Consider the following 20,462-nt stretch of genomic DNA (forward strand, 5'->3'; position numbering starts at 1 on the left):
TGGGGCGGCGCCCGGCGCGCCGCAGGACGCCGATCCGAACCGACCTCTCACTCATCCGGAGGTGACCACCGTGCGGGAGACCGACGGTCCCGAGCTCCATGTCTTCTTCCACGACCACTTGACCCCGCACGCGGGCGCGGGCGTCTACACCGTGACGGCCACCCACGAGCTGTATGACGCCGACGGCACCCGGCTGGACACCGCGCCCCCGCTGCCGGTCAGCGAACAGAGCTACGAGATCCGGCCGGCCCAGTTCGTCCTGGACGACGGCTCGGTGCACGCCCGGTACCCGGCGGCGGGCAGCGCCGGCTCCTACGACACGGTGCTGCCGCACGTCACCCTGACCCGCGCCGTGCTGCCGTGGGAGCGGGAACTGTCCGGCACCCGGGCGCCGCGCGCCCACGCGCCGTGGGTCGCCCTGCTGGTCTTCCGCCAGGACGAACTGCCCGATGATCCCGCCGCGCTCGGCGACACCGTGACCCGTACCGTCTCGGAGCTGGTGCACCCCGTCGAGCCCGGCGTCATCGGCCCCGCCCTGCCCGCCGCGTCGCTCCTCTCGGACGTACGGGCGAGCAAGTGCCAGACCATCGACGTGCCGGCCGCCGTGTTCCAGGCGGTGGCGCCCTGGCAGGACGAGATGTACTACCTCGCGCATGTGCGCGATGTACGCCGCCCCGTACGGCGCTCCGACGGTGAGGAGATCACCGAGGGCCGGTACGCGGTCGTCACCGCCAACCGCTTCCCCCGCACCGCCGGCCGCTACGCGGCTCATCTGGTGTCGCTGGAGGGGTACGAGCCGCTTCTGGTGCCCTCCCCGCCCACCGGGCACAGGGCGGTACGGCTGGTGTCGCTGCACGCGTGGTCCTTCCAGCACGACCCCGAAGGCTCGCTGGACACCGGCGCGCTGCTGCGCGGGCTCGTCGCCCCCAGCCGCCCGGACCCGGAGACCGGCCACCAGGACCCCGAGAACCTCGCCCTCCGGCTCACTCCGCCCCCGCCCGCCGGGGACGAGGACGCGGCCCAGACGTACGCGCGCCGACGGCTGGAACTGGGCCACGTCCCGGTGCCGTACCGCACCCTCTCCGGCGAACTCACCTACGCCTGGTACCGGGGCCCGGCTACTCCGGTCACCGCTCCCGAGGTCCCGGGGCAGGCCGTCGAACCGGGGCACACCACCGCCGACCACGCCCTGGTGTACGAGGCCGAGCACGGCCTGTTCGACGTCAGTTACGCGGCCGCGTGGACCCTCGGCCGTACCGCGGCACTCGCCGACCCCTCCTTCGCCTCCGAGATGACCCGCGCCCGCCGGGAGCTGGCCAACCAGGCCGCCGAGATCCGGGCGACCGCCGGGGACCCGGTGCGTTCGCGCACCGGCACCGGCCCCGGTGCCACGGGCGGCCGCGGGCTCGGCGGGCTGCGGGAACTCGCCGGCCCCGTCGGCACGTCGCTCGCCGAGGCGTTCGCCGCACCGCTCGCCGCCACCGACGAGCCCCCGCCCGCCGTGCCCCGGCGGCGGGCCCGGCCCGGCCGGGCCACCGCCCGCGCGGCGCTCACCGGCGGGCGTGCGGTGGAGCTGCTGTCGGCGACCGCGGCACGCTCCGCCCGTTCGCTCGCCGACTGGCTGGACCGGCTCGCCCTGCTGCACGGCATCCCCTTCAGCCATCTCGTACCGGACGAGCGGATGCTGCCGGCCGAGTCGCTGCGGATGTTCCGCATCGACGAGACCTGGCTGGCGGCCGTCGTCGCGGGCGCCGCCGACCTGGGATTGCACACCAGCGCCGACCGCGAACTCGACCCGCACCTGCGCACGGCGGTCGCCGCCCGGCGCACCCCGGGCAAGGTGCCCGCCGGTGGCCTGCTGATCCGCTCCGCCCTGGTGCGGGCCTGGCCGGACTTCCCGCTCGCCCCCTCCCTCGACGGGGCACCGGTGGCGGTGCTGCGGCACGACGTGATCGCCGAGGACACCCTGCTCGTGCTGTTCGACGCCGTCCCCGACACCGTGGAGATCCTGGAGCCGGGCCAGGGCATCCACTTCGGCATCGACGATGGGGACGTCATCTCGATGCGCAGCATCGGCGGCCCGGGCGCGCCCGCTCCGGGCGAACCTCTGGACGCCACCTACCCGTCCCTGGACGACCCCGGTGAAGGGACCGTCTTCACCCGCCACCTACGACGCCGTCCGACCGGCGACATCCGGGACGACGTGCTGAGGTTGCGCGGCGCCGACGGCCTGGTGCCGGCGCTCGCGGCCGCGTTCGGGCAGGAGGGCCTCGAAGACCTCACTCCCGCCCAGTTCGCCGTGAACCTGGTCAACGCCCCGCAGCTGCAACGGCTGAGGCCCCGCCCGGCCACCGGCTCCACTCCGGTCACCGCACCGGCCCCCACCCCCGCCGACCACGACCGGAGCATCGCATGACCGACTCCCCCGTCAGCGCTCCCGCCGCCGCGCCGGACCTGATCGTCCCCGTACAGCTGCACGCCCTCGTCGTCAACGAGCAGGTGCGCGGGCCGGGTTCGTTCCAGCGGTTCCGTCCGGACTTCCGCAAGATGCTGCGGGACAAGGAGCCCGCCGAGCCCGCTCCCGGCCAGAGCACCTCGCTCCCCGACAACGGCGTGTATCTGCAGTGGCAGCTGCCCGAGGCGCTGGCCACCGGGCACTACGACCCGGACACCGGGGAGACGACCTTCCCGCTGGTGCCCAACCGATGGCTGGTGGTACGCCACCACACCGTGCCGTCCGGGCGCCCCGGAGCCGGGTCGGTACGGGCCGCCGCCTGGGTGGTGCACAGCGACTACCTGGAGATCGGCCACTACGACAGCGCGCACGGCGCCGGCCACGCCCCCTTCCTGTCCGCCGACCCGGCGACCGGCAAGGCCCGCAGGGACTGGCTCGGCCGCGCCGTCGACCTGCGGGAACAGCCGTGGGAGGAGCCCGAGCCGGTCGAGCTGTTCCTGACCGCGGTGGGGCCGGGGCTGCCCGCCTTCGCGGCCTTCCAGCCCTACCACCCGAACGTGTTCTCCTTCCACGACACCCTCCAGGACCTGGCCGGGTCCGGCCACAACCAGCCCGCCGACACCACCCTCGGCTACGCCGTCGTCGGCTGGTACTCCGACGACGACAAGGACATCCTGCGACGGGCCGCCGACATCCCCGGCCTGCTCCCGCCGGACGTTGACGGTGCCGCCGGTGTGCTGCGGGCGCTGGGCTGGACGCTGCCCGGCTTCACCGACGTCGAGGACGACGGCGCGAACCCCGGGAATCCCGCCCCGGTACGGACCGTGTACAGCGGCACCGCGCTCGGCATCACCTGGGAGTACTACGGCAACGAACCCGAGTCGGACCGGCCCGACCACTACGTTCCCCGGGTCGCCGTCGGGCACAGCACCGCCGACGCGCTCGCCGCGCTCACCGCCGACCGGACCCGGTCGGCCCGTACCGCGGGCCTGGTCAAGGCGCTCTACCACGGCACCATCGACGCCTACGACCTCCCCGACGGCGAGGCCGAACTGGAACGCGCCGCGCACACCGCGACGTTCGGCGCCTCGGCAGGCGGCACCACCTGGACCATCGTGCCCCGGCCCGGCGGCGCCGACGGCAACGGGGACGGCCGTGGCAGTCCGGTGCCCGCGCGCGCCCGTCAGCTGCCGGGCTGGCTGGACCAGCTCAACGCCGACCAGCGGGAGTTCGACGCCACCACCATCGAACTGGCGGGGCTGCGCGAGCGACTGCGTACCCTGTGGTGGTTGCGGCAGTTGCCCGGCACCCACCCCGAAGGCTTCGACGCGGAAGCCGACGCCGAGCTCGAACCGCAGACAGCGGGCAGCCTCGCCCACCGGGCCGCCACCGCCGCCGGCCGCCTCGCCGAGCTCGCGAAGGCCATCCCCCAGGGCACCACCTCGGAAGAGGTCCAGGCCGCCATCGACGCCTACAGCGCGCGGCGTCGACTGCCCCGGGAACTGGAACTGCGTCGCACCTTCCACGACTCCTACCACCGCACCGGCGACCCCGTGGTGCTCGTCGAGGGCGCCGGCGTCAAGGCGCCACTGACCCGCGAGCCGGACGACCCGCTGCCCTGCCGGACCGTGGACAGGCTCCTTGAGGCGATGCTCGTGGACGGCGACCTGTGGGCGCCGCCCGCCGAGCTGCCCCCGCTGGACCTCCCCGAACCCCGGCCGCTCGACCTTCCGGTGCTGCCCACGCCGGGCCGGGCGCTGCTCGCCGAGTTCGCGCTGCTCGACCGGGCTGCCCGCACCCCCGGCCCGGACGATCCGCAGCGCAGCGCCCTGCACACCGCGCTCGCCACCCCCGAGCGGTACCTGCGCGGCACACCCGCCGAGTACCTGGCCGTGTGGCGCCAGCCGTGGCTGCCCATGTACCTCCAGTGGGACCTGCGCTACTGCCCCGCCCCCTTCGAAACGAGGGAGGGCCGCCACCGCCACTGGAGCTTCGACGGCGAGACGTACACCTGGCTGGGCACCGGCGCCGACCCCGGCAACGGCCAGGACGGACCCGAGTGGATCTCCTTCGCCAACCGCGCGTTCCTCACCCCCAGCGTGCCCTACGTGCTGGCCGCCCAGACGAAACGGCTGACCGGCACCTACGCACCCGCCGACGCGGCGGCGCTGACCGGGCTGCGCACCGCGGCCGGCGACCTCGACATGCTGTCCCAGACGCTCGACGGCTTCAATGATCACCTGCTGATGCAGGACACCGGCGTGCGTGAGGTGACCCCGAAGGACATCGCCCCGCTCATCGGCGAAGCCGGGCACGTCACCGCACCGGGGCCTCTCGACGACGACGCGGAGTTCCGGTTCCAGCCGGTCCGCGCCGGCCAGTTCTACTTCCGGGACCTGCGCATCATCGACCGGTTCGGCCGGTGTGCCGTCCTCACCGCCACCGACGGCGACCGGCACCTGCAATTCCGCCCCGTGGTCAGCGAGGACGCCACGCCGAGCGTCCCGCTCAAGCCGGACATCGACTCGCCCTCCCGCTTCGTACAGCTGCCGCCACGGCTTTTGCAGGAAGCCAGGACCCGGCTGCGCATCGAGTCCGGTGCGGACAGCGCGGCATCCACCCCGGACGCCGGCTCACCGCTGTCCGGCTGGCTGCTCGTCAACCACTTGGACGACACGCTGCTGGTGTACGGGCCCGGCGGCGATCCGCTCGGGGAACTGCGCGTGATCCTTCCCCCGCAAGGCCCACGGCAGACCGAGTGGACCCCGCTGCCGACCTCCCCTTACCCCCGGGCACAGGACATCGCCGACGACCACCCGCACCTGGCCGAGGTGATCCTGGAACTGCTCGGCCCCACCGGCCCGTTCACCGCGCTGATGGCCACCCTCGACGCCCGCCTCTCCGACACCACCGACGCCACCACCGGTGACGTCGCGACCCCGGCCCGGCTCATCGGCCGCCCTGTGGCGGTCTACCGGGCCCGGCTCGACCTGGAGCTCAAGGGCGCTCCCTTCACCAACCCCGGCTGGCATCACGCACTGAAACCCCTGCCGGAGAAGTACCCCGACTACACCTGGCAAGTACGGCTCGGCGACCCGTCCCTGCTGACCGACGGACTGGTCGGCTACTACGCGAGCCCCACCGGGCCGGGCGGCCCCACCGACTACCGCACCCTGTACGTCCACACGCCCGAGGTCGACGACCCGTACCTGGCCGACATCGGCAACGGCGCGTCGCTGACGCTGCCCGCGCGCCCGCCCGGGGAAGAGGTCACCCACCGCATCACCGTCCTCGCGGACCCGTACAACCCGGTGCACGCCACGACCGGGATCCTCCCGGTGACCGAACTGGCCCTGCCCGCCGAGCAGGTCGAGGCCGCGGTGCGCCGCATCCGGGCGGCCTTCCGGCTCGGCCCGCTCCTCGCCCCGGTCCGTACCCCCGCCGCTCCCGCGGAAGGCGGCGAGCCGAGCCGGACCGACGACGGCGAGGCCCTGGTGATGATCCGCCCGGCCGCCTGGCACGGGGAGTGGAGCTGGGCCGAGCCCGAAACCGACAACGGCGCCACGCGGTGGACGGAACGCCCGCTGCTCGCCGCGGACTCCGCCCCGCACCCCGACGACCCGTTGCCGCACGCCCGCGCCGGCTATCTGATGCTGCGCCCGGCCGCCTTTGGGGAGGACCCCTCGTGATCCGGTACGCCCGCTCCCAGGAGACCCTGCTCACCTACGGCCTGCGCACGGTCCCCGGTGTCGTGAACGTCAGCGCCGGGGACGACCGGCAGACGGTCCGGCTGGAACTGACCGTCGGCGGACGGGCCGACGCCCCCGCCGAGTGCGAGTGGATCCGGATCGCGCTGCCCTTCGGCGTGAAGCCCGAGGACCTCACCGTGACCGCGCCGGAGGACCTGTGGACCGGCACCGAGGGCGGATCGGCTCCTGGGCACGGCGGTGGCTGGGACTCCACGGTGAAGCGCGAGGGCGAGCAGCTCGTCGTCACCTTCGAGCCCGGTCGTGAGCCCGTCTTCGACGGCACTTTCCAGGTGACCTTCGTCGTCTCGTACATCGTGGTGAACGAGGCCGTCGGCACCGCCACGATCAGCGTTACCGAATCGACGGCGCCGGCCAGTGGGGGCGGCTACCAGGAGCGGGCGACCACGTTTCCGGTCAACAAATGGCCCGCGGACTTCCACGTCGGCAACTTCCGCCCGGACCAGGTCACCGTCGGCAACGGCGAAAGGGTCACCCTGACCTGGGAGCGCAGCCGCGGCCCGGCGTACGTGCTGCACTGGGGCGAGAACGAGTCCCAGGACGTCAGCCAGGACAGCAGCTGGGTGTCCCTGCCTCTGGAGCGCACCACCGGCTTCATGCTGGTCGCCACCGACGACAGCAACGGTGGCGCCCCGCTGGTCCACGCGCTGACCACCGCCGTCACGGTCGAGCGCCCCAACCTCCTCGTCGGCGACCTGGACGTGAACGGCACCACCCGGCTGCAGGGTGCCCGCCAACAGGTCGCCGTGCCCGCCGTGAGCACCTCCCAGTTCTACCGGGCCGGCACCGACGGCACCCTGCTCGGCTTTCTGCAGGCGGCCAGCGGAGCGGCGGGCTCCACACTGGCCGCCACCGTCTACCGGGCCGGGGCGAACGAGTACACGATGCGCTTCACCTCCGACAACAGCAGCGGGCCGCCCACGGAGACGCCCGTCAGCATTCCGGTGCCCGAAGGCGCCGAGGTGCTGCTGCACTTCGGCGGGCAGAACGGCGACACCCTGCAACTGGTGTGGCTGCCGCAGGGAGCCGGCACCTTCGAGGTGATCGACCGGTGAGCGCTTCCCGGACACCGGGCGACGACACGCTGCTGTCGTACGCCCTGGAGACCGACCCCGACCCGTTCCAGGTGGGCGGTACCGCCACCCTGCGGCTGACCGTGCGCGGGGGCGCCCGCCCCGCGCACTGCCGGCGGATCGTGGTGGCGGTGCCCACCGGCGCGGGCCCCGGCGAGCTCACTTCGGCGCCCGGCTCGCTCACCGCGGCGGTGACGGGAGGGGACGGCGAGGAGCAGGGTGGCGGCTGGAGCGCCACCGCGACGACACCGCCCGGGGAGGCGGCGTTCACGTTCACCCCGGCGCGCGGCCAGGGCTGGCTGGCCGGGGTGACCCCGCTGACCGTCACGCTCGGACAGATCCGGGTCAACACGGCGACCGGCACCTCGCGGATCCGGATCACCGAGGAGACCTCCGCCTCCGGCGACGGGACGGGCTGGGCCACGCGCGGCCGCGACCTCGCGCTGGCGAAGTTCCCCGAAGGGTTCGTCTTCCGCGACCTGCGGCCCGACCGGCTCCACGTGAAGAACGGAGAGAGCGTCGTCCTCACGTGGCGCGGTTCCCCCGCCACGTACACGATGGCCTGGAACCGCCGCAGGCCCGTACCGGTCACCGCCGACGGCACCTGGACCTCACCACCGCTGCACGACACCACCGTCTTCCGGCTCGCGGCGACACTTCCGGGATCCGGGGCCGAACGGGTCCTGACCACCCTTGTGACGGTGGCCAGGCCGCATCTACGGGTCACCGGCCTGCAAGCGGCGGGACGCGTACACCTCTTCGGTACGAGCCAGGAACTCGACGCCCCCACGCCGGGAACCCCGGCCCGCTACACCGCGACCGCCGACGGGGTACTGCTCGGCCACGTCCGCGCGCACACCGGTCGCACCCCGGCTTCGCTGCGGGTATCAGTCCTGGCGAGCGGCACGCCTGTCTACGGGCAGCAGTTCGTCTCGGACAACCAGGACAGCTCGCGTCTTCCCTCGGAAACCCCGTTCCATCTGCCGGTCGCGCACGGCTCCACGGTGGTGGTGACCGCGCAGGGCGCGGAGGGCGACGACTTCGGCCTGACGTGGCTGCCGTACGGCAGCGGCCCGCTTCTGCCGGAGCAGCCCCACGGCAGCTGAACAATCCCTCCACACTGCCCCGCACTCAGACGCCGAACCCCTGCTGCGCGGTGGGCGTCGGGCGTACCCGATCCGGATCGGCTTGCCCGGCGCCGTGGTCGGCACGGCGTCGACGGGCGGGCCCGGCTTCCGGCGCGGGACTCACCTCGTCCACCCCGCAGGCGCGGCGGAAGGCGTCGTACTCGGCCGCCGTGACGGTGGCGGTCGTCAGACGCTTCTACGAGCACCTGCGCCGCCACCGCCGGTCGACCCACCCGGCCGGCACCGCCCTCAGCCGGTATCTCGCCGAAGGCCGCATAAAAAAAGCCTCTGACCTGCGGTTTCCCGCTAGTCAGAGGCTTCTTTCACCGTGTCGGGACGGCGGGATTTGAACCCACGACCCCTTGACCCCCAGTCAAGTGCGCTACCAAGCTGCGCCACGTCCCGGTGCTCGTCCGGCTCGGGCTCGTGCCCCTGCCGACCGCGCAAGAGAACAATACCGCACCCCGTGGGGTGGTCGCGCACGGCTTTGTGGGAGCGGATCCCGGGGCGGAGAGGGGGCCGGGGAGGGGCGATGCGGGTGGGTACGGGGCCCGGGGTGCGGGGGTGGAGATGAGTAGGGGTACTCATGTGGGCGGTGCCCGGGGTCCGGGACGCTGCGGGCATGAGTACTCCATCGATACAGCGGCCCACGACCACGGCGTTCTACGTGCAGGCCGCCCTCTCCTTCGGACTGTCGCTGGTGGCGCTGGCGGTCGGGATCGTGAAGCTGCCCCTGGGCGCCTGGGAGCGGGGGTTCCTGGGGCTGGGGCTGGTCTTCGTGGTGTCGTCGGCGTTCACGCTGGCCAAGTGCGTACGGGACCGGCAGGAGGTGGACGAGATCACCAACCGGGTCGACAAGGCGCGGATCGACAACCTGCTGATCCAGCAGGACCCGTTCAAGGCCGAGGGTCTGTGACCTGCGGAGATCCGGGGGCAGGGGAGACGGGCGGCTCGTCGCCGAGCAGGTAGCGGGCGCCCGCGCCCTTGTCGGCGGCGCTGTCGTCGGGGTTGTAGATGGCGCATTTCCGCAGGGAGAGGCAGCCGCAGCCGATGCAGCCGGTGATCCTGCGCCGGAGCCGTTCCAGCTCGGCGATGCGCTCGTCGATGCGCTCGGTCCAGGCGCGGGCCACCCGGTTCCACTGGGCCGCCGTGGGGGCCCGGTCCTCGGGCAGGCGGCCCATGGCGGTGCGGGCCTCGTCGAGGGAGAGCCCGACGGCCTGGGCCGCGCGGACGAAGGCGACGCGGCGCAGGGTGGACCGCGGATATCGGCGGCGGCCGCCCGCGGTGCGCTCCGAGCGGATCAGACCGAGCTGTTCGTAGTAGCGCAGGGCGGAGGTGGCGAGTCCGCTCCGGGCGGCGAGTTCCCCGATGGTCATCAGCTGGCTGCGGTCCGTCATGCCTGCAGAGCGTAGCCCCGGGCGGGGGCCCGCGACCGGGGCGGGAGCGCATTGACATCAAGTGCGCTTCACGTAGCAGCCTGGGCGGTATGACCTCGACATCGGCGACGGCCGTGTACGGCTACGACGACCTGCCCGGTCTGATGGGCCGGATGAGCGGCGACGAGAAGCACGGGCCGGCCGCGACCTCGACCCTCGACGCCCTGTGGGTGCTCTACGACCGGGTCCTCCTCGTCTCGCCGGCGACCGCGGAGGCGGACGACCGGGACCGCTTCCTGCTCTCGAAGGGCCACGGGCCCATGGCCTACTACGCGGTACTCGCGGCCAAGGGCTTCTTCCCGGCCGACTGGCTGACCGGCTTCGGCTCCTACGACTCGCCCCTGGGCCACCACCCCGACCGGACGCTGGTGCCCGGGGCCGAGATCTCCAGCGGCTCGCTCGGGCACGGGCTGCCGCTGGGCGTCGGTATGGCGCACGGGCTGCGGGCCCAGGGCCGCACGGGCCCGCGGGTGTGGGTGCTGACCGGGGACGCGGAGCTCGACGAGGGCAGCAATCACGAGGCGATCGCCTACGCGGGGGCGGTGGGCCTGGACTCCCTGCACGTGGTGGTGATCGACAACGGTTCCGCCACCCATGGATGGCCCGGCGGCATCGCCTCCCGCTTCGCCCTCGCCGGCTGGTCGGCCGTGACCGTGGACGGCCGGGACCACGACGCCCTCCACGCGGCGTACACCGCGCCGCATCCGGGACGCCCGCACGCCGTGGTGGCCACGGTCGGGCGCGGGCACGGCACCTGAGCTCCCGGCCCCTCATCGGCGTCCGGACCCCTGAGCACCCGAGAAAGGACGACCCCATGGACACCATGCGCGAGCGCTTCACCGCCACCGTCACCGAGCTCCTCGACACCGACCCGCGCACCGCGCTCGTCCTGGCCGACATCGGGGCGGACGGCTTCGCGGCCGCCCGGCGGGCCCATCCGGACCGGGTGATCAACGTGGGGATCCGGGAGCAGCTGCTGGTGGGGCTGGGCGGTGGTCTGGCCCTCACCGGGATGCGGCCGGTCGTCCACACCTTCGCGAGCTTCCTCGTCGAGCGGGCGTTCGAGCAGATCAAGCTGGACTTCGGGCACCAGGGCGCGGGCGGGGTGCTGGTCAGCGCGGGCGGCTCGTACGACCGCCCCCCGGACGGCCGCACCCACATGGCGCCGGGCGATGTCGCGCTGCTGGACACGCTCGACGGCTGGACGCAGCACGTGCCCGGCCACCCGGACGAGGCCGAGGCGCTGCTGCGGCGGGCGGTGGCCGCCGATGACGAGCGGGTGTACGTCCGGCTCTCCGCGCAGTCCAACGCCGAGCCGCGGCCGGTCGCCGACGGGCGTTTCCTGCGGCTGCGGGAGGGGCGCGGCGGTGTGGTGGTCGCGGTGGGGCCGGTGCTGGACGACGTCCTGGAGGCCGTCACCGGCCTGGACGTCACCGTGCTGTACGCGACGACCGTCCGGCCCTTCGACGCCCCGGGCCTGCGGGCGGCCGCCGCGGGGACGGGCGGGGCGGCGGGGGCGGACGTCGTGCTGGTCGAGCCGTACGCCGCGGGGACCTCCACCGCCCTGGCGAACGACGCCCTGGTGGACGTGCCGCACCGCGTGCTCGGGCTGGGGGTGGGCCGCCGCGAGCTGCGGCGGTACGGGACGCTCCAGGAGCATCTGGCCGCGCACGGGCTGGACCCGCGTGCGCTGCGGGAGCGCGTCGGCGCCTTCCTGCACCTGGACGCGCCTTCCTGACGGCGACCGGCCCCCTCCCCTCCGGTGTGCCCCACCCGGCCCCGTGCGGTGTTGACCGAGGCCCCGGGCAGCGTGAACGATGATCCAATCGCGATCATCATCTCGCGCCCCGCACAACTCCCTCACCGCAGGAGGAAAGTTGGACGTCCAGGGCCCCCAGGGCACCCGCCCCTCTCCCCTCTCCCGGCGCAGATTCCTCCAGGCCACCGCCGGTACCGCCGCCGTGGCGGGTGTGACCGGGGTCGTCCCGGCGCAGGCGGGGGCGGCGCCGGTCGCCGACGCCGCAGCGGCCTCCCGGCCGCCCGTCCTCTCCTTCACCGCCGCCACCAACGGCGCCGCCTCGCTGTTCGGCGACCGGCTCGTCGCCGAGGTGCAGAACGTCCTGTGGTCCGTCCCCCGGAAGGGCGGTGACGCCGTCGCGATCACGCCCCCGGACCTGGAGCCGACCCGGCCGGTGCACTCCCCCGACGGCCGGCTGCTCGCCGTCTGCGCCTACCGGGGCGGTGGGTTCCACATCTGGACGCTGCGGCCCGACGGCTCGGGCCTGCGGCAGCTGACCGACGGCCCCTGGGACGACCGGGGCCCGTCCTGGTCGCCGGACGGCACCCGGATCGCCTTCGCCTCGGAGCGCGGCGGCGACCCCGTGACGGGCAGCCCGTACCGCGTCTGGACGGTGGACGTACGGACGGGCGCCCTCACCCGGGTGACCGGACTGCCGGGCCAGGACGGCCCGTTGCAGGACGGCGCGTGGGAGGACTTCGACCCGGTCTGGTCGCCGGACGGCAAGCGGCTGCTGTTCGTGCGCGGTCAGGCGACGAAGGACGCGCTGGTGTCGCGCACGGTGGCGTCGGTGCCCTCCGACGGCCGGGGCCCGGTCCGCACCGAACACACCGAGACCGAGAAGGCGCAGGTCATGACCCCCGCGGTGGGCCCGGGCGGACGGCTGGCCTACCTGCGGACGACCGCCGCCCCCGCCGCGTCCTGCACCCTGGTCGTCGACGGGGCGGCGGTGCCGGTCGAGGGCGACGTGGAGCCGGTGCCGCCGCGCTGGGTCTCCCGGGACGAGCTCCTGCTCACCGTGGAGGGGCAGTTCCGCGTCGTCCGGGTCGGCGGGGGCAAGGAACCGTCGGCGTCGGCCGTCGCGACCGTCCCGTTCACCGCGAAACTGCCGGTCGACCGGCCGCGGTACCGCGTCAAGCGGTACGACATGGCGGTCGGCGGAGTCGGCAGTGTGCGCTCCGTACACCTGCCCGCACTGTCCCCCGACGCCCGGAAAGTCGCGTTCGCCGCCCTCAACTCCCTCTGGATCGCCGACGTCTCCGGCGGTGCGGCCCCCCGCCGGGTGGTCCGGGCGGACGCCACCCGCTACCTGCTCGGCCCGGTCTGGACGCCCGACGGCAAGGCGCTGGTCTACGCCGACGACCGCTCGGGCCTGCTCGCCGTCCGCCGCCACGACCTCGCCTCCGGCGAGGACACCGAACTCGCGGGCGGCGGCCGGGTGAACCCCGCGCTCTCCCCGGACGGCAAGCGGCTCGCCTGCCTCGACCTCTCCGGCAACCTCCTCGTCCGCGACCTCGCGGCGGGTACGGACCGCGTGCTGGCCGCGCCCATGGGCGGGGGCGGCCTGCCGGGCAGGCCCAGCTGGTCGCCCGACGGGCGGTACGTCGCGTACTGCGACCGCAACCGGCTCAACCAGCGCTTCCGCGAGGGCTACAACCTCATCCGCGTCGTGGACACGTCCGACGGCACCTCGCGGCTGCACGCCATGGCCCCGCACGCCTCCGTCGCCGACCGGTACGACTCCGGGCCCGTCTGGTCGCCCGACGGGCGCTCCATGGCCGTGATCAGCGAGTCCGCGCTGTGGCTGCTGCCCGTACGCCCCGACGGGTCCCCGGCGGGCGCGCCGCGCCGGCTCACCGACGAGGCGGCCGACCACCCGTCCTGGTCGGCGGACTCGCGCCGGATCCTCTACCTCTCGGCCGGGAAGCTGCGCCTGCTGGAGGTGGCGGACGGGCGGACGCGCACGGTGCCGGTCTCCCTCGACTACCGCAGGCCGACGCCGTCCGACACGGTCGTGCGCGCGGGCCGCTTCTGGGACGGCACCGGGGACACCGTCCGCGAGGACGTCGACGTGCTCGTCCGCGACGGCCGGATCCACGCCGTCGAACCGCGCCGGGCGCGCCGCGCCGCGCGGCACACGGTCGACGCGTCCGGGCGGACGGTGATCCCCGGGCTGTGGGACGCCCATACCCACCCCTGGCAGATCACCTACGGCGGCCGGCAGACCGCCCTCCAGCTCGCCTACGGGATCACCACGGCCGTCTCGTTCGGTGGTGCCGCCTACGAACAGGCCCGCCTCCGCGAGGCGGTGGCGGCCGGTGACCTCGCCGGGCCGCGCCTGCTGACCTGCGGCGAACTCCTCGACGGCGCCCGCGTGGCGTACAGCATGGGCCGGGCCCACCGGACCCGCGAGGGTCTGCGCCGGTCCCTGTCCCGGGCCTCGGCCCTGGACTGGGACTTCGTGAAGACGTACGTCCGGGCGCCCGGCTGGGTGATGACGGAGGCCGCGCGGTACGCGCACGAGGAGCTGGGGGTGCGCACCGGCTCGCACCTGTGCTCCCCCGGCGTCCAGCTCGGTCAGGATCTGACGACCCATCTCCAGGCCACGCAGCGGATGGAGTTCGGGCACGCGACGTCGGCGAGCGGTCGGGCCTACCAGGACGTCCAGGAGGTCTACACCCGGACGGACTTCCACCTCATCGCCACCCTCTTCACGTCGGTGCCCCTGCTCGGCGCCGCCCCGGCCCTCGCGGAGGACCCGCGGGTGACCCGGCTGATGCCGCCGTGGGACGTGGCGCTGGTCCGCAAGACGGCCGCCGAACGCCCGACGGACGAGCAACTGGCCACGCTCCGGACCGAGGTGGACGTCTACCGGCGCGTCCTGTCCGGCGGCGGTCTCGTCGCCCTGGGCACGGACGCCCCGCTGGTCCCCGTCGGCCTCTCCCTCCACGTGGGCCTCCGGGCCCTGCACCGCTACGGCCTGTCGGCCGCGGAGGCGCTCCGCACCGCGACCGTGCTGCCGGCGCGGGTCTTCGGCGCGGACCGCGACCTGGGCACCCTGGAGGCGGGCAAGCTCGCCGACATGACCGTCGTCGACGGCGACCCCTTCGAGAACTTCGACACCCTCGTGCGAACCGAGTCGGTGCTCCGCGGCGGCATCCCCTTCGACCAGCGCACCCTGCTCGCCGCCTACGGCAGCGACGAGGCCCCGGCGGCAAGGAGCAAGAGCTCGACCCACGGGGACTGGCTGGAGGTCGGACGACGGCTGCGGCGGGATTCCTGCTGCGACTTGGGGCACTGAGGGGGGCCTGTGCCGGTACGCCGGGTGACGGCGGTCGGGGTGGGGCCGCTTGCCCCCCCCTGTGGCCCCCTGTGGCCCCCTGTGGCCACGGCAGCCCACACCCGGGCGCGAACGTGCCAACTCCCTCCACATGACACCGATCCGGACATTTGGGGGGTACATTCCAGCCGAGGATCACGGAGAAGATTGCCCCATACAGCCGCTTTATAGGACCGTTGTTATCGCAATCACGGGACGAGACAACACGACGGCCCTGTTGCAGGTGCCATCCAGAGTCTTGCCCAGGAAGTGAGCTCCCGGTTCGACATTCGCATGAGGAGAACTTGTGATCTCGAAAACGAAGAAATCCCTCTGCTCCTTAGCGGCAGCGTTCGCCGCGGCCGCCACCCTCACCGTGGCCGTGCCGACCGGCAACGCATTCGCCATCGACCACGTCACCTGCCGCGGCGGGGAAAACTTCCTGAAGATCTGGTCGCACAGCGGCGGCCGCCAGAGCGTGGACTGCTACGCGAACCGCGGAAAGACCAACTTCGGCGGATGGTGGGTCGACAAGATCTCCACCGGGAACAACGACCTGATCTACTACGACGCCAACGGCGACTCGGTGAAAATCGAGCGGTGGCACGAAATCACCTTCCCCAACCGCCCGCCGAAGGTCAACGCCATCGAAATCCTGTGACGAGTTGACGAGTCGGCGATAAAGCGCTCCCGGGCAGCGCACGAAGTGCGCCTCTGTGCCCAGGTATGCCGAAACGCGCTCTCCCCTGACCCACTCCACTCCCCTTAGCCTCACCGAGGCTTGGGCGTACGTTCGGCAAAGCCACCCAGGAGTGCGGGAAAGCCCAGGAAAATGGCGTGCGAGCTCGTCGACGCGATCAACTCGATGGGGCCATAGCTCTCTTCCCGGAGATCTGTGGCCTCATCGCCGGTTCCGCGTTCACGGCGGTGACCTTCACCTACGCCGGTGCGGCCGTCGGCTTCGACTCTCTCCCGCTCGCCGCGTTCTCCGTCTGGACGTTCTTGGCCACGCCCCCGCCCCTGAGGGCGGCACCCGCCCGGGCATCACCGGTCGGCCGCCAGGCCGAGCCGTACCGCGGGCGCGGGGGCACCCGTAGCGCGCCGCTGTTTCCCGTCCACGGCGACGGTCTGCCACCACGCGTCCGGTGCCAGCCCGTCCGCCGGCTCGAAGGGCTGGCCGGGGCGGGGGACGGCGTACCGTACGCCGGCGCGGGAGGCCGCCGTGACGGTGCGTTCGGCGGGTTCGTCCCACGGGTGGGGAGCGAGGTTGAAGGTGCCCCAGTGGATGGGGAGGAGGATGCCGCGGTCGCCGGGGGCGGAGCCCTGGAGGTCGAGGTGGGCGCGCAGGCCCTCCTCCGGTTCCATGTGAATGTCGGGCCAGAACTCGGAGTAGGCGCCGACCTGCATCAGGGTGGCGTCGAACGGCCCGTAGCGCTCGCCGATTCCGGCGAAGCCGGGGAAGTAGCCGGTGTCGCCGCTGTGGAAGACGCGGTGCCGGGGGCCGGCGACCACCCAGGATGCCCACAGGGTGTGCTGGGTGTTGCGGAGCGCCCGGCCGCAGAAGTGACGGGCGGGGGTGGCGGTCAGGGTGAGGTCACCGAGGAGAGTGGACTCGTGCCAGTCGAGTTCGGTGATCCGCCCGGCCGGGATCCCCCAGTGCTCCAGGTGCGCGCCGACGCCGAGCGGCACCACGAAGGCCGTTCCCGTGCGGGCCAGGGCGCGCACGGTGGGCATGTCCAAGTGGTCGTAGTGGTCATGGGAGATGACGACGGCGTCCACGTGCCCGGTCTCGGCGAGCGGCACCGGTACGGGGTGCAGCCGTCTGGGACCCGCGAAGGCGGACGGGGAGCAGCGTTCGGACCAGACGGGGTCGAACAGCACCCGGTGGCCGTCGATCTCGGCCAGCACGCTGGAGTGCCCCATCCAGGTGATCCGCAGCCCCGACGCGGGGGCCGCGGCCAGGTCGGCGACGGTCGTGGGGTGCACCGGGACGGCGTGCGCGGGGGCGCGGCGGACGCGCTCCTCCTTGCGGAAGTACGTGGGCAGGAAGGCCAGCATCGAACGGGACGGCGCCCGTTCGGGCCCGGCCGGGTTGACGAAGACCCCGCCGGCGAAGTGCGGCGACCGCCTGATGCGGGCCATCCGTTCCCCCGACGGGTCGGCGCCGAACGCGGCCGGGCGCAGCGCGTCGAGCGGTGATCGGGGAGCGCGGGAGCCGGGCACGGCACCTCCAGGGCGTGGGGAAACGATCCGTCCCATTATCGGCCGGTCCCACCCGCCCGCGCCATCCTTGATCGTTTCCGCGGGTCCTGCGGCCGGGTCCGCCGGGAGGGCACACACCCCCTCCCGGCTCAGGGAATTCCACCCCCGACAATCGAACAAACACCACAGCGAATACCCGTACGGGAATTCCCTGTTCCCCCACTATTTCCCGGACACCTCACACTTCCAACACCCCCACGCCAGTAACGTCAGAAGCCACTGCCAAATCGGGGGTGGATCATCATGGATCCAATATCAGCACTCGTGGCCGCGGTCTCCGCCATGGCCACGACCACCGGGCCCGACGCCTGGACCCAGGCCGTGGCCCGGCTCCGGGCGAGAACCCAGGCGGAGGCGGGAGGCCCCGCCCCGGCGGAGCCACTGGTCACCCAACCACTGGCCACCGAGGCCGCGGAGGCCGCACCGAGCCCGGCGCAGGCGACGCTCTCCCGCCTCCTGGAGGGGTACTACGCCAAGGTCGGGCGCCGGGCCGACGTCAGCTTTTTCGCGGCCATCGCAGCGGCCGTACTCGGATACGCCATCATCGCCGCGGGAATTCTGGTCGGCGTCTACCGGTCCGACGACCTGGTACTCGCCGTGGTCATGACCGCGGCCGGCCTTTTCTCCCAGGTGCTGTCGTTCTTCTTCTTCCGCAACCGGGCGGAAGAACGCAAACTCATGATTCAAGTGCTCGGCGACCTCCGCGAGGACGCCGAACGCAACGCCCGCGCCGTACGGGCCCTGAACCTCATCGAACAGGTCCAGCAGCCGCTCCTCCGCGACAACCTCGCCGCAGCGGTCGCCCTCGAACTCAGCGGGGCCACCGTGGACCTGAAGAACGTCCACGGCGCCCTCAAGCTCTTCGACACCAGCACCGAACGCCTGCGGAACGGCTCGTCCTGAGCCTTCGCGGTCAGCCCCGCACCGGCGCCGCCTCCGGCCCCCCGACCCGTCAGAACCCGCTGACGCGCAGCGTGACGTTCAGCCGCCCGGTCAGCCCCAGGCCGGCCGGTGCGGTGCCCGGGAAGGTGCGGGGTACGCCGTGGTACGCGTGGCGGGAGGGGCCGCCGAAGACGAAGAGGTCGCCGCTGCGGAGCTCGACGTCCGTCCAGGGGCGGGTCCTGGTCTCGGTGTTGCCGAAGCGGAAGACGCAGGAGTCACCGAGGCTGAGTGAGACGACGGGGGCGTCGGACGTCTCGTCGGCGTCGCGGTGGAGGCCCATCTTCGCGTCGGAGTCGTAGAAGTTCACCAGGGCGATGTCGTAGGGCTCGGCGCCGGGCGCCGTGCCGTAGGCGCGGGCGACACCGTCCCGGGCGAGGTCGCCGAGCCAGTCGGGGAACGGCTTGACGGGGGTGCCGTCGCCGTCGACGGTGGTCCGGGCGTAGCCGTACGGGTACCAGTGCCAGCCCAGGCACACCGTGCGGACGGACATCTCGCCGCCGCTCGGCATGCGCACGGTCCGCAGCCCGGCGGGGGGCCTGGACCACTCGCGGCAGGCGTCGAGCAGCCGGCGCTGGGCGGCGGGGTCCAGCCAGCCGGGAACGTGCACGGCCCCCGGCGCCACCTCGGCCGGCGGCCGCGGGAACAGCTCGTCGTGCATGTGTTCAGCCTAGGCGCGCGAGGCGACGAAGGCATCGGGAAAGATTTTCCCGGAAAGTGCCTGGAAGGTGTCACGTCCGCGCCGGGTCGCCCGTCGTACCCCTGCAAGCGACCCCACGACCCGAGAGGACCGGTCCCGTCATGGCCCGTATCCCGCTGAACCCGCCCCCGACGATCCTGAACCGCCTCACCGCCCGGTACTGCCGCCGCGCGTACGGGCAGGTGCTCGAGCCGCTGCTCGCCCTGGCCCACCACCGGGGGGTGCTGCTGTCCACCTCGCTCTTCGAGCTGTCGGTGGGGCGGTGGAAGCGGCTGGACCCGGGGCTCAAGGCGCTGGCCGTGATGGCGTCGTCGGCCGCCATCGGCTGCTCGTGGTGCATGGACTTCGGCTACTGGGAGAACCGCCAGCACGGCATGGCGCACGAGAAGCTGCGCGATGTGCCGCGCTGGCGCGACAGTGAGGTCTACACCCCGCTGGAGCGCGACGTCATGGAGTACGCGGAGGCGATGACCGCGACCCCGCCGACGGTGGACGACGCGCTCGTCGAGCGGCTGCGGAAGCACCTGGACGACGACCGGCTGGTCGAACTGACCCAGATGATCTCGGTCGAGAACCTCCGCTCGCGCACCAACGCCGCACTGGGACTGACCAGTCAGGGCTTCAAGGACAGCTGCGACATCCCGGCCCGCGCCGCGGTGTGACCACCGCCGGCGCGGCGCCGGGGCCGCCCGTCAGCGGCCGGTCTTGAAGCCGAGGCCGCCGTAGAACCCCACGCGGGCCAGCTCCGCGGGGGTCGGCGGCTCGCCGTCCGGGTGCCACAGCGGCACCTGGACGACGCCCGGGTCCAGCAGCTCGAAGCCGTCGAAGAACGGCACGATGTCCGCGTACGTCCGCAGGGTCACCGGGGCCGTCGCGTTCCTGTACGCGTCGGCCGCGGCCCGGGCGGCCTCGCTGTGGAAGTCGGTGGTGCCGTGGCTGAGGACGAGGCAGCTGCCCTCGGGCAGCGCCTCGGCCAGGGTGGCGACGATGCCGGCGGGGTTCTCCTCGTCCGTGACGAAGTGCAGGAGGGCGACGAGCAGCAGCGCCACCGGCTGGTCGAAGTCGATCAGTTCGCGCAGCACGGGATGGTCGAGGATCTTCTCGGGCTCGCGCACGTCGGCCAGCAGGAAGCCCGCGTTCCCCGTGTTCGTCAGCTTGGCCCCCGCGTGCGTCGCCACGATCGGGTCGTTGTCGACGTAGACCACGCGGATGTCGGGGTCGGTCTCCTGGGCCACCTCATGGGTGTTGGGCGAGGTCGGGATGCCCGTACCGATGTCGATGATCTGGCGCACACCGCTCTCGACGACCTTCCGCACCGCGCGCAGCATGAAGTCGCGGTTGGCCCGGGCGCCGGGGCGTATATCGGGTATGACCTGGATGAATCTTTCCGCCGCCGCGCGGTCGACCTCGTAGTTGTCCCAGCCACCGAGGTAGTAGTCGTACATCCGGGCCGGGTGCGGCCGGCTCGTGTCGATCTCCTCGGCCGCGAATCCCCCGCCGCCCGTGCCCTGCTCGGTCACGCCCTGCCCCTTTCATCACGCTTGACGGTCCTGTCCGACGACACCGCCGGGGTCCCCCTCCCCGGG

15 protein-coding genes and 1 tRNA gene are annotated in these 20,462 nt (G+C 73.2%); 11 read left to right on the forward strand and 5 right to left on the reverse strand.

The annotated features are described in order from the left end of the window. Window positions 1-70: 70 nt before the first annotated feature. From HN013_RS06040 to HN013_RS06055, 4 genes are read left to right on the forward strand one after another with little or no spacing between them, the layout of a single operon-like run. Window positions 71-2,416, forward strand: a complete 2,346-nt coding sequence (locus HN013_RS06040) for a hypothetical protein (protein ID WP_171163735.1) — start codon at window positions 71-73, stop codon at window positions 2,414-2,416. Then, entirely contained in the window at window positions 2,413-6,144 is a 3,732-nt protein-coding gene (locus tag HN013_RS06045; protein WP_171163737.1) for a hypothetical protein, read from the forward strand. The genes HN013_RS06040 and HN013_RS06045 overlap by 4 nt, the downstream gene beginning before the upstream one ends. Then, window positions 6,141-7,277 carry a hypothetical protein gene (locus tag HN013_RS06050; RefSeq protein WP_171163739.1) on the forward strand — a complete coding sequence of 379 codons (1,137 nt, stop codon included), beginning with the start codon at window positions 6,141-6,143 and terminating at the stop codon, window positions 7,275-7,277. The genes HN013_RS06045 and HN013_RS06050 overlap by 4 nt, the downstream gene beginning before the upstream one ends. After that, window positions 7,274-8,401, forward strand: a complete 1,128-nt coding sequence (locus tag HN013_RS06055) for a hypothetical protein (RefSeq protein ID WP_171163741.1) — start codon at window positions 7,274-7,276, stop codon at window positions 8,399-8,401. Before HN013_RS06050 ends, HN013_RS06055 begins: the two co-directional genes overlap by 4 nt. 352 nt (window positions 8,402-8,753) lie before the next feature. Here HN013_RS06055 and HN013_RS06060 read toward each other — a convergent pair. Continuing rightward, window positions 8,754-8,827: transfer RNA gene (locus tag HN013_RS06060), tRNA-Pro, on the reverse strand. Between the two features lie 217 nt (window positions 8,828-9,044). Between HN013_RS06060 and HN013_RS06065 the strand changes: the two genes are divergently transcribed. Further along, window positions 9,045-9,338 (forward strand): YiaA/YiaB family inner membrane protein, encoded by a 294-nt coding sequence (locus HN013_RS06065; protein ID WP_171163743.1) that lies wholly within the window; start codon window positions 9,045-9,047, stop codon window positions 9,336-9,338. Here HN013_RS06065 and soxR read toward each other — a convergent pair. Then, a complete protein-coding gene (soxR, locus tag HN013_RS06070) occupies window positions 9,319-9,819 on the reverse strand; it encodes a redox-sensitive transcriptional activator SoxR (protein ID WP_171163745.1) in 501 nt (166 codons plus the stop codon). The genes HN013_RS06065 and soxR overlap by 20 nt on opposite strands. 89 nt (window positions 9,820-9,908) lie before the next feature. Here soxR and HN013_RS06075 point away from each other — a divergent pair, with 89 nt between their 5' ends. From HN013_RS06075 to HN013_RS32770, 4 genes are all read left to right on the forward strand, one after another. After that, complete coding sequence (locus tag HN013_RS06075; protein ID WP_171163747.1) at window positions 9,909-10,616, forward strand: transketolase; 708 nt, start codon at window positions 9,909-9,911, stop codon at window positions 10,614-10,616. 56 nt (window positions 10,617-10,672) lie between these two features. Continuing rightward, window positions 10,673-11,596: a transketolase gene (locus HN013_RS06080; RefSeq protein WP_171163749.1), complete on the forward strand. Its 924-nt coding sequence runs from the start codon at window positions 10,673-10,675 to the stop codon at window positions 11,594-11,596. A gap of 139 nt (window positions 11,597-11,735) precedes the next feature. After that, a complete protein-coding gene (locus HN013_RS06085) occupies window positions 11,736-14,957 on the forward strand; it encodes an amidohydrolase family protein (RefSeq protein ID WP_249374751.1) in 3,222 nt (1,073 codons plus the stop codon). A gap of 325 nt (window positions 14,958-15,282) precedes the next feature. Continuing rightward, window positions 15,283-15,636, forward strand: coding sequence for a beta/gamma crystallin domain-containing protein (locus HN013_RS32770; protein WP_171163753.1), 354 nt, complete (start codon window positions 15,283-15,285; stop codon window positions 15,634-15,636). Window positions 15,637-16,019: 383 nt separating this feature from the next. On the opposite strand, the gene HN013_RS06095 is transcribed toward HN013_RS32770, so the two are convergent. Continuing rightward, on the reverse strand, window positions 16,020-17,198 hold the full coding sequence (locus tag HN013_RS06095; RefSeq protein ID WP_312018513.1) for an MBL fold metallo-hydrolase: 1,179 nt from the start codon (window positions 17,196-17,198) through the stop codon (window positions 16,020-16,022). Between the two features lie 282 nt (window positions 17,199-17,480). Between HN013_RS06095 and HN013_RS06100 the strand changes: the two genes are divergently transcribed. After that, window positions 17,481-18,140 carry a TRADD-N-associated membrane domain-containing protein gene (locus HN013_RS06100; protein WP_171163757.1) on the forward strand — a complete coding sequence of 220 codons (660 nt, stop codon included), beginning with the start codon at window positions 17,481-17,483 and terminating at the stop codon, window positions 18,138-18,140. Between the two features lie 49 nt (window positions 18,141-18,189). Here the strand turns inward: HN013_RS06100 and HN013_RS06105 are convergent, their stop codons facing one another. Continuing rightward, the gene (locus HN013_RS06105; protein ID WP_171163759.1) at window positions 18,190-18,837 is read right to left on the reverse strand and encodes an alpha-ketoglutarate-dependent dioxygenase AlkB; all 648 of its coding nucleotides are present in this window, start codon (window positions 18,835-18,837) and stop codon (window positions 18,190-18,192) included. 140 nt (window positions 18,838-18,977) lie between these two features. On the opposite strand from HN013_RS06105, the gene HN013_RS06110 reads away from it, so the two are divergent. Further along, the gene (locus tag HN013_RS06110) at window positions 18,978-19,538 is read left to right on the forward strand and encodes a carboxymuconolactone decarboxylase family protein (protein ID WP_171163761.1); all 561 of its coding nucleotides are present in this window, start codon (window positions 18,978-18,980) and stop codon (window positions 19,536-19,538) included. Between the two features lie 30 nt (window positions 19,539-19,568). Here the strand turns inward: HN013_RS06110 and HN013_RS06115 are convergent, their stop codons facing one another. Then, entirely contained in the window at window positions 19,569-20,396 is an 828-nt protein-coding gene (locus tag HN013_RS06115) for an SAM-dependent methyltransferase (protein ID WP_171163764.1), read from the reverse strand. Window positions 20,397-20,462: the final 66 nt, after the last annotated feature.

It is taken from the genome of Streptomyces sp. I05A-00742, assembly GCF_013055795.1.
GTDB lineage: Bacteria > Actinomycetota > Actinomycetes > Streptomycetales > Streptomycetaceae > Streptomyces.